General features: G+C 52.7%; 16 protein-coding genes and 1 tRNA gene. 14 read left to right on the forward strand and 3 right to left on the reverse strand.

Annotated elements, in window-relative coordinates; all coding sequences use genetic code 11:
• The first annotated feature begins 6 nt into the window (after positions 1-6).
• From P156_RS0109530 to P156_RS13605, 10 genes are all read left to right on the forward strand, one after another.
• Entirely contained in the window at positions 7-654 is a 648-nt protein-coding gene (locus P156_RS0109530; protein WP_027869913.1) for an adenylate kinase, read from the forward strand.
• A 1-nt stretch (position 655) separates the two neighbouring features.
• A complete protein-coding gene (gene map / locus P156_RS0109535) occupies positions 656-1,402 on the forward strand; it encodes a type I methionyl aminopeptidase (RefSeq protein ID WP_027869914.1) in 747 nt (248 codons plus the stop codon).
• A 13-nt stretch (positions 1,403-1,415) separates the two neighbouring features.
• The gene (gene infA / locus P156_RS0109540) at positions 1,416-1,637 is read left to right on the forward strand and encodes a translation initiation factor IF-1 (RefSeq protein WP_027869915.1); all 222 of its coding nucleotides are present in this window, start codon (positions 1,416-1,418) and stop codon (positions 1,635-1,637) included.
• A 14-nt stretch (positions 1,638-1,651) separates the two neighbouring features.
• Positions 1,652-1,765 (forward strand): 50S ribosomal protein L36, encoded by a 114-nt coding sequence (gene rpmJ, locus P156_RS0109545; protein WP_009644389.1) that lies wholly within the window; start codon positions 1,652-1,654, stop codon positions 1,763-1,765.
• A 143-nt stretch (positions 1,766-1,908) separates the two neighbouring features.
• A complete protein-coding gene (gene rpsM / locus P156_RS0109550) occupies positions 1,909-2,277 on the forward strand; it encodes a 30S ribosomal protein S13 (RefSeq protein ID WP_027869916.1) in 369 nt (122 codons plus the stop codon).
• Positions 2,278-2,292: 15 nt separating this feature from the next.
• Positions 2,293-2,691, forward strand: coding sequence for a 30S ribosomal protein S11 (gene rpsK, locus P156_RS0109555; RefSeq protein WP_027869917.1), 399 nt, complete (start codon positions 2,293-2,295; stop codon positions 2,689-2,691).
• Between the two features lie 23 nt (positions 2,692-2,714).
• The gene (rpsD, locus tag P156_RS0109560; RefSeq protein WP_027869918.1) at positions 2,715-3,335 is read left to right on the forward strand and encodes a 30S ribosomal protein S4; all 621 of its coding nucleotides are present in this window, start codon (positions 2,715-2,717) and stop codon (positions 3,333-3,335) included.
• A gap of 47 nt (positions 3,336-3,382) precedes the next feature.
• Complete coding sequence (locus P156_RS0109565; RefSeq protein WP_027869919.1) at positions 3,383-4,327, forward strand: DNA-directed RNA polymerase subunit alpha; 945 nt, start codon at positions 3,383-3,385, stop codon at positions 4,325-4,327.
• Between the two features lie 18 nt (positions 4,328-4,345).
• The gene (gene rplQ, locus P156_RS0109570; protein ID WP_027869920.1) at positions 4,346-4,687 is read left to right on the forward strand and encodes a 50S ribosomal protein L17; all 342 of its coding nucleotides are present in this window, start codon (positions 4,346-4,348) and stop codon (positions 4,685-4,687) included.
• A gap of 100 nt (positions 4,688-4,787) precedes the next feature.
• A complete protein-coding gene (locus tag P156_RS13605) occupies positions 4,788-5,009 on the forward strand; it encodes a DUF6485 family protein (protein WP_027869921.1) in 222 nt (73 codons plus the stop codon).
• Between the two features lie 54 nt (positions 5,010-5,063).
• On the opposite strand, the gene P156_RS0109580 is transcribed toward P156_RS13605, so the two are convergent.
• Entirely contained in the window at positions 5,064-6,935 is a 1,872-nt protein-coding gene (locus tag P156_RS0109580; protein WP_027869922.1) for a flavin reductase, read from the reverse strand.
• Positions 6,936-7,081: 146 nt separating this feature from the next.
• Positions 7,082-7,441 carry a metalloregulator ArsR/SmtB family transcription factor gene (locus P156_RS0109585; RefSeq protein ID WP_027869923.1) on the reverse strand — a complete coding sequence of 120 codons (360 nt, stop codon included), beginning with the start codon at positions 7,439-7,441 and terminating at the stop codon, positions 7,082-7,084.
• Positions 7,442-7,611: 170 nt separating this feature from the next.
• Here P156_RS0109585 and P156_RS0109590 point away from each other — a divergent pair, with 170 nt between their 5' ends.
• The 3 genes from P156_RS0109590 (at position 7,612) to P156_RS13750 (ending at position 11,706) form a co-directional block, all read left to right on the forward strand.
• The gene (locus P156_RS0109590; RefSeq protein WP_027869924.1) at positions 7,612-7,830 is read left to right on the forward strand and encodes a cation transporter; all 219 of its coding nucleotides are present in this window, start codon (positions 7,612-7,614) and stop codon (positions 7,828-7,830) included.
• An 8-nt stretch (positions 7,831-7,838) separates the two neighbouring features.
• The gene (locus tag P156_RS0109595) at positions 7,839-9,779 is read left to right on the forward strand and encodes a heavy metal translocating P-type ATPase (RefSeq protein WP_027869925.1); all 1,941 of its coding nucleotides are present in this window, start codon (positions 7,839-7,841) and stop codon (positions 9,777-9,779) included.
• Between the two features lie 190 nt (positions 9,780-9,969).
• Positions 9,970-11,706, forward strand: a complete 1,737-nt coding sequence (locus tag P156_RS13750) for an alpha/beta fold hydrolase (RefSeq protein WP_081818538.1) — start codon at positions 9,970-9,972, stop codon at positions 11,704-11,706.
• 139 nt (positions 11,707-11,845) lie between these two features.
• Here P156_RS13750 and P156_RS0109605 read toward each other — a convergent pair.
• A tRNA-Arg gene (locus P156_RS0109605) sits at positions 11,846-11,922 on the reverse strand.
• Between the two features lie 115 nt (positions 11,923-12,037).
• On the opposite strand from P156_RS0109605, the gene P156_RS0109610 reads away from it, so the two are divergent.
• Complete coding sequence (locus tag P156_RS0109610; RefSeq protein WP_027869926.1) at positions 12,038-12,886, forward strand: energy-coupling factor transporter ATPase; 849 nt, start codon at positions 12,038-12,040, stop codon at positions 12,884-12,886.
• The last annotated feature ends 30 nt before the right edge of the window (positions 12,887-12,916 follow it).

Consider the following 12,916-nt stretch of genomic DNA (forward strand, 5'->3'; position numbering starts at 1 on the left):
GACATGCTGAGAACGATTTTGTTAGGACCTCCGGGGGCAGGCAAAGGCACCCAGGCAGATAGGATCGTGGAGAAGTACAATGTACCGCACATCTCCACAGGAGATATCTTCAGAGAAAATATCAAGAACGGTACAGAACTGGGAAAGAAAGCACAGGAGTATATGAACCGCGGCGAGCTGGTACCAGATGATCTGGTAGTCGAGATCGCTACGGACAGACTTCTGAAGGATGACTGCAAAGAGCGCGGCTTCCTGCTGGATGGCTTCCCGAGAACAGTCTACCAGGCGCAGAAACTGGATGAGTTCCTGGCTGCGAACGGGCAGAAGCTGGACAAAGTCATCGACCTTGAGGTCAGTGAGGATGTTCTGATGATCCGCCTGACCGGACGGAGGGTCTGCAAGGCCTGTGGTGCCAGCTACCATGTGGTCAATATCCCGCCTAAGCAGGAGGGAATCTGCGATAAGTGCGGTGGTGAACTGTTCCAGAGAGCAGATGACAATGAGGAGACCGCAAAGAACAGGATCGATGTCTACAACAAGGAGACGGCTCCGCTCGTAGATTATTACGAGAAGGCCGGATGCCTTGCCCGCATTGATGGGGCGGCTGGTCTGGAGGAAACCTTCAGCGAGATCACAGCGGCCTTGGGGGAGTAGCATGATTGTATTGAAATCACCTGAGGAAGCCACACTGATGCGCACAGCAGGCAAGGTCAACGCAGAGATCTTTGCCGGACTGGCAGAACTGATCAAGCCGGGCATCACCACCATGGACATCAACAACTATGTGGAGGAAGTGGTGGCCAGACATGGCATGATCGCTTCAGAGAAGGGCTATGGCGGATTTCCCGCCAGCATCTGCACATCGGTGAACGAGGAAGTGGTTCATGGCATTCCGAGTAAGGAGCGGGTGCTGAAGGAAGGCGACATCGTCAGCTGTGATCTTGTCGTCGAGTACCAGCACTACATGGCTGATTCCTGCAGAACATTCGGTGTCGGCAGGATCAGCGATACCGCCCAGCACCTGATCGATACTGCGGAGAAAGCATTCTTCGAAGGGATCAAGTTCGCAAGGGAAGGGCAGAGACTGTTTGATATTTCGCACAGGATCCAGGAAGTCGTAGAAGGCGAAGGGTTCGGCGTTATCAGAGATTACACGGGCCATGGCATCGGAAACGAGATGCACGAGGATCCGGCGATCCCCAATTGTGGGAAGGCCGGGAGAGGACCGCGGCTTGTCCAGGGAATGACCCTGGCCATTGAGCCGATGATCACGGAAGGCTCCTATGAGATCGACGTGCTTTCCGATGACTGGACAGCAGTTACAGTAGATGGCGGATTGGCGGCGCACTATGAGAACACCATTCTCATAACCGATGGCGAGCCAGAAATACTTACCATTTAGGAAGAGGTGTACTATGGCAAAGAAAGATGTCATTGAAGCGGTCGGTACCGTGGTCGACGCGCAGCCGAACGCGATGTTCAAGGTGAAGCTGGACAACGGCTTCGAAATCCTTGCGCATATTTCAGGCAAGATCAGAATGAACTACATCCGCATCCTGCCGGGAGATAAGGTAAAGGTTGAACTTTCACCATATGATCTGACCCGCGGAAGGATCACGTGGCGAGACAAAGGTTAAGATGGAGGGTTAGAATGAAAGTAAGAGCTTCAGTCAAACCTATCTGCGAGAAGTGCAAGGTCATCAAGAGACATGGCAAGGTCATGGTCATCTGTGAGAACCCCAAGCATAAGCAGAGACAGGGTTAAGTCATTTAGTAAGGAAGGCTTTGTCCTTCACATAAGCAGCAGCGCGGACCGGGCCGCTCTGCCAAGAGGATCATTTTTCAACAGAAAGCCTGTCTATATCACTCCCGGAAATGTGACGGAAGATAGGAGAAAGGAAGAAACGTATGGCACGTATAGCCGGTGTCGACTTACCAAGAGACAAGAGAATAGAGATAGGTCTGACCTATATCTACGGAATTGGCAGAACATCAGCGAAGGAAATCATCGAGAAGACCGGAATCAACCCGGACACCAGAGTCAAGGATCTGACTGAGGAGGAAGCCGGAAAGATCAGAAAGGTCATCGAGTCTGACTACATGGTAGAAGGTGACCTGAGAAGAGAAGTCTCTCTGAACATCAAGCGCCTCATGGAGATCGGAAGCTACAGAGGCATCAGACATAGAAGAGGTCTGCCTGTCAGAGGACAGAAGACCAAGACCAATGCGAGAACACGCAAGGGTCCGAAGAAAACCGTAGGAAGAAAGAAAAAGTAAAGGAGGGACTTTATCATGGCTAAAGCAGGAAAGAAAACTGTCAGAAGAAAGAAAATCCAGCGTAAGAACATTGAAAAAGGCCAGGCTCATATTCAGTCCACCTTTAACAATACATTAGTCACGCTGACCGATATGGACGGAAACGCACTCTCCTGGAGCAGTGCCGGTTCCCTGGGATTCAAGGGTTCCAAGAAGTCCACTCCGTTCGCCGCATCCATGGCAGCAGAAGAGGCTACCAAGGCAGCGATGGAGCATGGTCTGAAGACCGTAGAAGTTTATGTCAAGGGACCGGGATCCGGAAGAGAGGCTGCCATCAGAGCGCTGCAGGCAGCAGGTCTGGAGATCACCATGATCAAGGATATCACACCTATTCCGCATAACGGATGCCGTCCGCCGAAGAGAAGAAGAGTGTGATTAGAGGGGAGGAGTAATATAACATGGCAAGATATACAGGCGCTAACTGCAGGCTTTGCAGAAGAGAAGGGCAGAAGCTTTTCCTGAAGGGCGACAGATGCTATGGCGGAAAGTGCGCTCTCGAGAGAAGAAATTACGCTCCCGGACAGCACGGCCAGATGAGAAAGAAGTCTTCTGAATACGGGCTGCAGCTCCGTGAGAAGCAGAAGGCCAAGAGATTCTATGGCATGCAGGAGACCCAGTTCCGGAACCTGTTCGACAAGGCAGTTTCCAAGAAGGGTGTCACAGGTGAGAACCTGCTGATCATGCTAGAGTCCAGACTGGACAACGTAGTTTACAGACTGGGCCTGGCTTCCTCCAGAAAGGAAGCCAGACAGCTGGTAGTACACAGCCACTTCACCGTGAATGGCAAGAAGGTCAACGCTCCGGGACAGGAAGTCAAGGCCGGAGATGTGATCGCAGTCAAGGAGAAGAGCAAGAACTCCCCGAAGTTCAAGGAGATCAGAGACATGCAGATCACCGTTCCTTCCTGGCTGACTGTGGATACAGACAAGCTTGAAGGAAAGGTCGTTGCACTGCCGACAAGAGCGGATATCGATACACCGATCGCAGAGCACTTGATCGTCGAGCTGTACTCTAAATAATACCCTTAAGGCGGTTACTGCATTTGGAACTTTAAGGAGGCTTTTAAGTGATAGAGATCGAAAAACCAACGATAACGAAGGAAATCAGCGAAGACGGTACTTACGGCAAGTTTGTAATCGAGCCGCTTGAGGATGGTTACGGCACCACTCTCGGAAACAGCATGAGAAGAATCCTTCTCAGCTCCCTGCCGGGAGCAGCCGTGAAGTCTGTCAAGATCGATGGTGTCCTGAAGGAGTTCTCCACGATCCCGGGTGTCAAGGAAGATGTCACAGAGATCATCCTTAACCTGAAGAAACTGGCAGTTAAGCTGACCGGAGAAGACAACCATCGCGTTATCATCAACGCTGTCGGTCCGAAGGAAGTGACAGCGGCTGATATCATCGGCGATTCGGATATGGAGATCTTCAATCCGCAGCTTCACATTGCCACCCTGGAGGAGAACGCCACTCTGGTGATGGAGATCGACCTCGCCAAGGGTCGTGGATACGTTCCCGCAGACCAGAACAAGGACAAGGATGCACCGATCTCGGTGATTCCGGTAGATTCCATCTTTACTCCGGTTCGGAAGGCTAACTTCACTGTTGAGAACACCCGAGTCGGTCAGATGACAGATTATGACAGACTGATCCTGGAGATCTGGACAGATGGATCCATCACCCCGGAGGAGGGTGTTTCCATCGGTGCCAAGATCATGCAGGAGCATCTGAATCTGTTCATCCAGCTGGATGATTCTGCCGGCGATATGGAGATCATGGTGGAGAAGGAAGAGGATCAGAAGGAGAAGGCTCTGGAGATGACCATCGAAGAGCTGGAGCTGACCGTCCGTTCCTTCAACTGCCTCAAGAGAGCATCCATCAACACAGTGGAAGAGCTGATCCAGCGGACAGAGGAAGACATGATGAAGGTGAGAAACCTCGGAAAGAAATCCCTGGACGAAGTAAAGAGCAAGCTTGAAGAACTGGGACTTTCACTGAAATCAAACGACGAATAGAGAGAAAGGAGCACAGACATGCCGGGATATAGAAAACTGGGCAGAAATTCGGCTCACAGAAAGGCCATGCTGAGAAACCTCGTCACTGACCTGCTCAGAGAAGAGAGAATCTCTACGACCGATACGAGAGCCAAGGAAGCCAGAAGGATCGCTGAGAAGATGATCACTCTGGGCAAGCGTGGCGACCTCCACGCAAGAAGACAGGCATTGAGCTACATCTATGACGAGACAGTTGTCACCAAACTGTTCGAGGAGCTCGGCCCCAGATACGCTGACAGAAACGGTGGATACACCAGAATCCTCAAGCTCGGTCCCCGCAGAGGCGACTGCGCAGAGATGGTATTCCTGGAGCTGGTATAAGCTATTTGACCATTAAGAGAGAACGACAGACCGCCGGCACTGCGCCGGTGGTCTTTGTCTATGCAGGCACAAAGCAATGTGTGCCGGAAAGGAGCTGAACATGAGCAATCAGGTTGATTTTTGTACTTGCGCAGATCATGAATGTCCCTTTAACCCCGTGAATCACGACAAGGGATGTACACCCTGCATGGAGAAGAACATCCTGGCGGGAGAGGTCCCCAGCTGCCTGTGGAACATGATTTCCACCAGAGAAGAGCGACAGGCCATAGACTGCCAGTATAAGTTCAAGGACTTTGCAGAGATGGTGCAGAAGAAGCTGTAACTAACATACGAAAAGGGCTCGCGATACGCGAGCCCTTGCTGTTTGCGTTGTTTTCTACAGTTTGCGGAAGTCACTGGCGGGATGCTTGCACAGCGGACAGATGAAGTCAGCTGGCAGTTCATCTCCCTCGTAGATGTAGCCGCAGACCTCACAGACCCAACCCTTGGCCTGCTTCTTGGGAGCGGGCTTGATGTTGGCCTGGTAATAGTTGTAGGTAACCGAAGGTACGTTGTTCAGGATCGCAGACTCGGTGATGTCGCAAAGGAACATCCAGTGCGTACCCATGTCCACGGTGGCATAGACCTTCAGGGACAGGAAGGCGTTGGCGCCCTTGGTCAGGTAAGGAAGACCGTTGGCAGCACGCTTACAGTACTGGAATCCCTCGAACTTGTTCGCATCTCTGCCGGACTGGAATCCAAACCGCTGGAACAGGCTGAAGGGAGCATCCTCGCTGAGCGTGCAGACGTTCAGAACACCTGTGCGGCGGATAACCTCACAGGAGTAGTTGGCCTTGTTCACGTTGACCATGATGCGGTTCGGCTTGTCGCTGACCTGCGCCACGGTGTTGACGATGAGACCTGTGTCCTTCTGACCGTCATTGCAGGTGACTACGTAGAGACCGTAGCCGATCTTGAACATGGCCGGTACCTCGATGGGTTCTCTGCCTTGTGGAAGAACACCCTGCATCTTGGCCAGTTCCTCTGCCAGTGCGCCGACCTGTCCGCGAGTATCGTCGTTCAGTGCGGAGAGGATAGTGATGTTATTCTTCGCAAAGCGGAGCTTGTCGCAGCCAGCCAGTTTCTCTCTCATGATGCCGGCAGCGGCAGGTGCCCAGGTTCCGTTCTCGATGAGGGCGATGTTCCGCTTCTGGAAGTTGCGCTCGGTGAGACGGTTGATGTAGTCGTTCATGAACGGATAGATCTCTCCGTTATAGGTGGTGGTAGCCAGGACAACAGTGTCGTATTTGAATGCGGCATCGACTGCCTTCGCCATGTCACATCTGGCCAGATCGTATACTTCCACGTTCTGTGCGCCACATGTGATCAGTTCTCTCTGCAGAAGTTCCACGGCTTCCTTGGTGTGACCATAAACAGAGGTGTAGGCCAGAACGATGCCATGCTCCTCCGGCTCATAACTGGACCACTTGTCATAAAGATCCAGGAAATATCCAAGATTGTCCACCAGAATGGGACCGTGCAGGGGCAGAATCTTCTGGATATCCAGTGTGGCGGCAGCAGCCAGTACGTCCTGCACAGGCTTGCCGTATTTCCCTACGATGCCGATGAAGTACCGTCTCGCCTCGTCCGCCCAGGGCTCCTGTCTGTCCAGAGCGCCGAACTTGCCGAAGCCGTCCGCAGCGAACAGGACCTTCTCACTGGACTCATAGGTCATCATGACTTCCGGCCAATGTACCATGGGGGCGAACACAAAGTTCAGTGTATGCATACCCAGCTCCAGCTGGCCACCGTTATCTACCACACACTTGTTCCGGATCTCCAGTGTCGGGAAGAACTGACCGATCATCTGGAAGATCTGTGCATTGGCAACTACGGTGGTGTTAGGATATCTCTCGCAGAATGCCTGGATGGATCCCGAGTGGTCCGGCTCCATATGCTGCACCACCAGGTAGTCAGGCTCTCCGGCACCTACACCGCTGAAACTCTCGGGTTTTGCGTCCAGGATGTTCTCCGGGGTAAAGGTGCGAGTCTGTGCAGGCTGTCCGCCTCCCAGCACTTCTGCGATGTTCGCAAGCCATTCATCGGTCTTCTTCACATCTACGGTGTCCATGACCACGGTCTTGGTATCCTTGATCACATAGGAGTTATAAGACATCCCGTTGGGAACGACATACTGTCCCTCGAACAGGTCTACATCGTGATCGTTAACGCCGACATAGTAGATGGTATCAGTTACTTTTGAAAACATATCGAGTCTCCTATTGCATCTATTGTATAGTGTTATACTTGTGTTACCCCTTTGATTTTGCGCATAAAAAATGCAGTCTACTAGTCATTTCATTATACACCAAAAATGGAAAAACAAAAGAAAAATATTTAGAAATTTCATAAAAATTATCGAGGGCAGGTGATGCGGCCAACCTCCTCTACGATATGGTGCAGAGACTGGGCGAGGTCTGTCTGAGCGGCCGTGTAGTACATCTCTCTGCCCTCCCTGCGGGAGGTAAGAAGTCCGGCGGATTTTAGAAGTTTAAGATGATGGGAAACAGCGGGGCTACTCATGTCCACCGCTGCGGCGATATTCGCCACGCATTCTTCCGCGTGACAGAGAAGCCAGAAAATCCGCAGACGGCTGGAGTCCCCTAGTTGTTTCATGGCAGCGGACACGCTGTCGATGGTGGCTTCGTCCGGGAAATGATTCAGGAGGTCTGCCGTATTGGTTCCGTGATCGTGTGGGAGTTTCTTTTCTGTCATGATCGTTTACAAGCGCTGATAAGCGCATCCTTTCTGAATATACCATTAGTATATCTCGTGCGATATGGAAACGTCAATATGTTTCCGGTTGACAAAGTCTGGTATAAGGTGTATTATATATTTAACAATTAAACAATCTTTTAATCGTCAGACGAGCGAGGAGAACGGAAATGAAGAAGAATTACAAGATCGAAGTGGATTGTGCTAACTGCGCCAACAAGATGGAGGAAGCCGCCAGAAAGACCGATGGTGTCAAGGATGCTACGGTGAACTTCATGGCACTGAAGATGAAGGTAGAGTTTGAGGAAGGTGTAGATCCGGTCTCTGTCATGGAGCAGGTCCGTACCAATTGTAAGAAGATCGAAGATGACATGGAGATTTTCCTATAAGGATCGAGATGACGAAGAAACAGAAGAACAATCTTATAAGGATCCTTGTTGCGGCCGTGCTGATGGGCGCCCTTCTGGTCGCGGAGCACGTCCTGCAGCCGGGACACACGCTGCCGGTGCGCCTGCTGTGGATGGTCCTGTACCTGATCCCGTATCTGGTGGTTGGTTACGATATCCTGATCAAGGCAGGAAAAGGCATCAAGAACCGACAACCGATGGATGAGTGCCTTCTCATGGTCATCGCCACCCTTGGCGCTATCGCACTGGCGATCTACGGAGGTGGCGATTTCACAGAGGCTGTGGCCGTCATGCTGTTCTATCAGATCGGAGAGTGGTTTCAGAGCTATGCGGTCAACCGTAGCCGACGGAATGTGGCGGCGCTGATGGACATCTGCCCGGAGTACGCCAATCTCGAGAGAGAGGATGGCAGCCTGGAGCAGGTGGATCCAGAGGAGGTGGAGATCGGGAGCACCATTGTGGTCAAGCCCGGTGAAAGAATCCCACTGGATGGGATCGTGCTGGAAGGACAAGGCACACTGGATACAGCGGCACTCACAGGGGAATCGGTTCCCCGGAGCACAAAGCCCGGTGATCAGGTGATCAGTGGGTGCATCAGTGTCAGTAGCATGCTCCGTATCCGGACAGAGAAGGAGTACGAGGACTCCACAGTTGCACGGGTGTTGGAGTTGATCGAAGATGCCAGTTCCCGCAAGGCCCAGTCAGAGAAATTCATCAGCCGCTTTGCGAGAGTCTACACGCCCCTCGTGGTGGGCGCCGCGGTGGCGTTGGCCCTGTTACCCCCGCTGGGACATCTGGCAATGGGAGTGGCTCCTGACTGGAGCACCTGGCTGTACAGGGCCCTGATCTTTCTGGTGATCAGTTGTCCCTGTGCACTGGTGGTCTGTATCCCGCTTAGTTTTTTCGCAGGGATCGGCGGAGCAAGCCGACAGGGAGTGCTGATCAAAGGGGCAAATTATCTGGAGTTTTTGTCCAGAGCAGATACTATCGTATTTGACAAGACCGGCACCCTGACAGAAGGGGTGTTCCAGGTGACAGAAGTCAAAGCGGTAGAGGGCGAGGATCCGCAGCGTATGCTCCGCATGGCAGCAACGGCAGAAGGATATTCTACCCATCCAATCGCAGTTTCACTCAGAAAGGCCGTCAGAGGTGAAGTGCCTATGCCAGAAGGAGCAGAAGAAGTTCCGGGCATGGGGATCCGTGCTCAGGTGGAAGGGCAGGAAATCTGCGTGGGAAATGCCAGGCTAATGGAAGCCTGCGGCGCGCAGAAGGAGGGCTTTGTGCCGGCGCCAGAGACATCGGGAACGGTGATCCATGTGGCGGCGGAGGGACGATATATCGGATACATCGTGATCTCTGATGTGGTGAAGCCGCACAGCAGAGAGGCGATCTCTGCCATTCGCAGGGCCGGTGTGCGCAGAACAGTTATGCTCACCGGGGATATCCGGCGAGTGGCCCAGAGAGTAGCCGATGAGATTGGGATCGATGCGGTCTTCAGCGACCTGTTGCCACAGGATAAGGTAGCGAAGTTGGAGGAGATGCTGGCTGAGAAAAGCGGTCGGAAAGAGATGGTGGCCTTTGTAGGAGATGGCATCAACGACGCGCCGGTGCTTTCCCGGGCGGATGTGGGCATTGCCATGGGAGCCATGGGTTCAGATGCGGCGGTAGAGGCTGCGGATGTGGTACTGATGGACGATGACCCTCTTCGAATCTCCACGGCGATCCGGATTTCACGGAAATGTATGCGTATCGTGAAGGAGAACATCTGGTTTGCGATCGGAATCAAGGTGCTGTGCCTGGTGCTGGGAGCAGTGGGAATCGCCAACATGTGGCTGGCGATCTTTGCGGATGTGGGCGTGATGGTGTTGGCCGTTCTCAACGCGATCAGGTGTATGTTTATTCGGGGCGACAGAGGTGTTGGACGGTCGTAGAAGGTGCTCGCTTCGCTTGAGACCATCGTTCTGGAAGAGAAATGATTGAAAAATGGCTGTTTTCCAGCCATTTTTCGTTCTTTTCTCTTAATTATTGCTGGACAATCTGGAAAAAAAAGGCTATACTGAAAGTGGTATTATGTATACTGACTAGTTTAATTGGTTATATGGACAGCAAAGGAGATAGAATATGCTACACGAGATTAGTTTTAGATCGACGAACGGTCGAGATTCCGTGCAGGCGTGGATCTACGTTCCCGCCGCAAAGCCGCAGGGCGTTATTCAGCTTGTCCATGGATTTGGTGAACACTCGAGAAGATACCTTCACATGATCGTGAAGTTTATGGAGGCAGGCTTCATTGTGGCTGCGGATGACCACGTTGGTCACGGCAAGACAGCTCTTGTGAACAACTGCTGGGGTGACTGGGGCGACAAGGGGCCTCATACCATGATGGAAGATGAGCATGTGTTCATGACGGGTGTCAAGCAGATGTTCCCGGATCTTCCGTATTTCATGTTCGGACACAGCATGGGGTCTTTCATTGCCAGAGATTTCATGGCGAAGTACGGGGATGAGTTGGATGGTGTTACCCTCTGTGGTACCGCAGGCGAGTTCCCGGGACTGGACGACAGCATCGCCTATCTGAAAAACCTGGTCGATGAAGGCAAGGGAATGGAGTCCGACCCGGAGGCTGGTAACGTAGTTATGGGTTGGATGTTCGGAAGATGCGACGAGGAAATCAAGTTAGGCAATGAGTGGATCTGCCACGATGAATACGTACAGAAGGATCACGCAGAGGATCCCTTCGACGCATTCACCAGACCTACTTCCAACCGGTCCTTCCTGGACTTCTGCTACATGATGCAGGATATCACAGGCCCGGAGTGGGCATCGAAGGTTCCGTCAGATCTGCCAGTATATAATATCGGTGGGGATCAGGATCCTGTAGGTCAGTACGGAGAAGGTGTCTACAAGGTCTCCAACTGGCTGATCGACAACGGAAATGACGTGGTTACAGAGCTGTACAGCGGCTACCGCCATGAGATACATAATTATGCAGAACTGAAGGACGAGGTCGAAGATGGCATTCTGGAATTCTTTGAGGAATGCATCGGACTGCCGGAGGATCTTCTGGATCTTCTGATCGAGGAAGGGACAGAGGAACCACTTGAGGAAGAGGAGGCCCAGAACGAAGTCTCCGAAGAAGTTCCTGAGGTGGAAGCAGAAGAGGGAGCTCCGGAAGAGGCACCTGAAGAAGAGGAAGAGATTACGGAGATTCCTGCAGAACCAGTGGTAGCAGGGCTCGCAGGTGTTGGAATGGCAGCAATTGCACCGGAGGAGCCGGTCGTACCGGAGATCCAGGTAGAAGAGGAAGCTCCGGCAGAACCAGAAGAGCCAGTTGTACCGGAAGTGGCAGAGATGCCGGAAGTGGAAGAGGTGCCGGCTGCACCGGAGATGCCGGAAGTACCAGAGGAACCGGTTGCGCCGGAGATACCGGAAGTACCAGAGGCGCCGGTTGCGCCGGAGATACCGGAAGTACCAGAGGCGCCGTTTGCACCGGAGATGCCGGAAGTGCCAGAGGCACCGGTTGCGCCGGAGATGCCGCCGATTCCGGAGTTCAAAATGCCGGAGATGCCGGTGGAATCGGAGATTCCGGCCACGCCGGAATTCAAGATGCCGGAGTTTTCCGTTCCTTCTGAAGGAACGGCTACGCCGGAATTCAAAATGCCAGAGATGCCGGAGATGCCGAAAATGCCTGAGGTTCCAGGTGTCGCAGATGTCCAGAAGGAAGCTGCCGGCAAGATCAGTGATCTGGAAGCACAGCTGAAGGGCATAGAGGAAAAAGCCGATGACCTCGCGGAAAAGGCTGCAGAGGAAGCGAAACCAAAGGAGTCCAGATTCATGAACTTCTTCCGCAGAGATTGATTCAGGCTGAATAGAGAATAGAGGGAGGGGTCCGTGTATACGGATCCCTTTTTTGTGCCGGGCGCCCTGCGATGGTTAAACTCTGCTTCCAAAGGAACAGACAAAAAAAGAAAAGCCCCCGCAATACTGCGGGGGTTTCTGGTGCGCCATGCGCGACTCGAACGCGCAACCTACTGATTCGTAGTCAGGTACTCTATCCAATTGAGCTAATGGCGCTTGCTCGTACTATGCTATTATATCCGATTAAGGTGTCGTTGTCAAGGGGAGTATTTTCGGTTTTTTTGCATGATTTGTTGCGACAGGGGTATATCTGTTGTATAATAGTTTAGTTATGAAGAAAATTATCCAGGTAGAGAATCTGAAATACGACTATATCCGCGAGGGAGAGGACCAGCAGGCAGAACCGGTACATGCCATCAAGGGCGTAAGCTTTTGTGTAGAGGAAGGCAGTTTTACAGCCATCATTGGACAGAATGGATCTGGAAAGTCCACGCTGGCCAAGAACCTGAACGGACTTTTTGTACCTTCCGAGGGTGTTGTTTATGTGGATGGCTGGGACACCGCAGACGATGAACACATCTGGGATGTGCGGCAGGCTGCTGGCATGGTGTTCCAGAACCCGGATAACCAGCTGGTGTCTTCGATCGTGGAGGATGACGTTGCTTTCGGGCCGGAGAATCTGGGAGTGGATCCCACTTTGATCAGGGAGCGAGTGGACGAGGCGCTGGACGCAGTGCGCATGGGGGATTTCAAGAGGAAATCGCCTCACATGCTTTCCGGCGGACAGAAGCAGCGCGTAGCTATTGCCGGAGTAGTGGCCATGCGGCCCAGGTGCATCGTGTTTGATGAGCCGACGGCCATGCTGGATCCGCGGGGACGACGGGATATCATGAAGATCATTCACCAGCTCAACCAGGAGGGCGTTACCGTGATTCTCATCACCCACTTCATGGATGAGGCCGTCCAGGCTGACAGGGTGATCATCATGAACAACGGGGAGATCCTGTTGGATGGTACGCCGGCGGAGGTGTTCCGAGAGCACGACCTGATCCGGTCGGTGAACCTGGAACTGCCCATGTCGGTAGAACTGGCAGTGAACCTGCGAAGAAGGGGCATCCGTATCCCTGAGGATGTGGTAACTGTCGAGGATATGATAGCCTTTGTTACCGGGGAACGGTAACTCGCATCATAGGCTTTGTACATTTTGCAA

The sequence above is a fragment of the Eubacterium sp. AB3007 genome (genome assembly GCF_000688015.1).
Taxonomy (GTDB): Bacteria; Bacillota; Clostridia; order Peptostreptococcales; family Anaerovoracaceae; genus Aminicella.

Coding starts and splice junctions, on each gene's coding strand:
- P156_RS0109590 (WP_027869924.1), top strand. CDS start 7,612: ATGAAGAAGAATTACAAGATCGAAGTGGATTGTGCTAACTGCGCCAAC.
- rpsM (WP_027869916.1), top strand. CDS start 1,909: ATGGCACGTATAGCCGGTGTCGACTTACCAAGAGACAAGAGAATAGAG.
- rpmJ (WP_009644389.1), top strand. CDS start 1,652: ATGAAAGTAAGAGCTTCAGTCAAACCTATCTGCGAGAAGTGCAAGGTC.
- P156_RS0109580 (WP_027869922.1), bottom strand. CDS start 6,935: ATGTTTTCAAAAGTAACTGATACCATCTACTATGTCGGCGTTAACGAT.
- map (WP_027869914.1), top strand. CDS start 656: ATGATTGTATTGAAATCACCTGAGGAAGCCACACTGATGCGCACAGCA.
- P156_RS13750 (WP_081818538.1), top strand. CDS start 9,970: ATGCTACACGAGATTAGTTTTAGATCGACGAACGGTCGAGATTCCGTG.
- P156_RS0109595 (WP_027869925.1), top strand. CDS start 7,839: ATGACGAAGAAACAGAAGAACAATCTTATAAGGATCCTTGTTGCGGCC.
- infA (WP_027869915.1), top strand. CDS start 1,416: ATGGCAAAGAAAGATGTCATTGAAGCGGTCGGTACCGTGGTCGACGCG.
- rplQ (WP_027869920.1), top strand. CDS start 4,346: ATGCCGGGATATAGAAAACTGGGCAGAAATTCGGCTCACAGAAAGGCC.
- rpsK (WP_027869917.1), top strand. CDS start 2,293: ATGGCTAAAGCAGGAAAGAAAACTGTCAGAAGAAAGAAAATCCAGCGT.
- P156_RS13605 (WP_027869921.1), top strand. CDS start 4,788: ATGAGCAATCAGGTTGATTTTTGTACTTGCGCAGATCATGAATGTCCC.
- rpsD (WP_027869918.1), top strand. CDS start 2,715: ATGGCAAGATATACAGGCGCTAACTGCAGGCTTTGCAGAAGAGAAGGG.
- P156_RS0109585 (WP_027869923.1), bottom strand. CDS start 7,441: ATGACAGAAAAGAAACTCCCACACGATCACGGAACCAATACGGCAGAC.
- P156_RS0109610 (WP_027869926.1), top strand. CDS start 12,038: ATGAAGAAAATTATCCAGGTAGAGAATCTGAAATACGACTATATCCGC.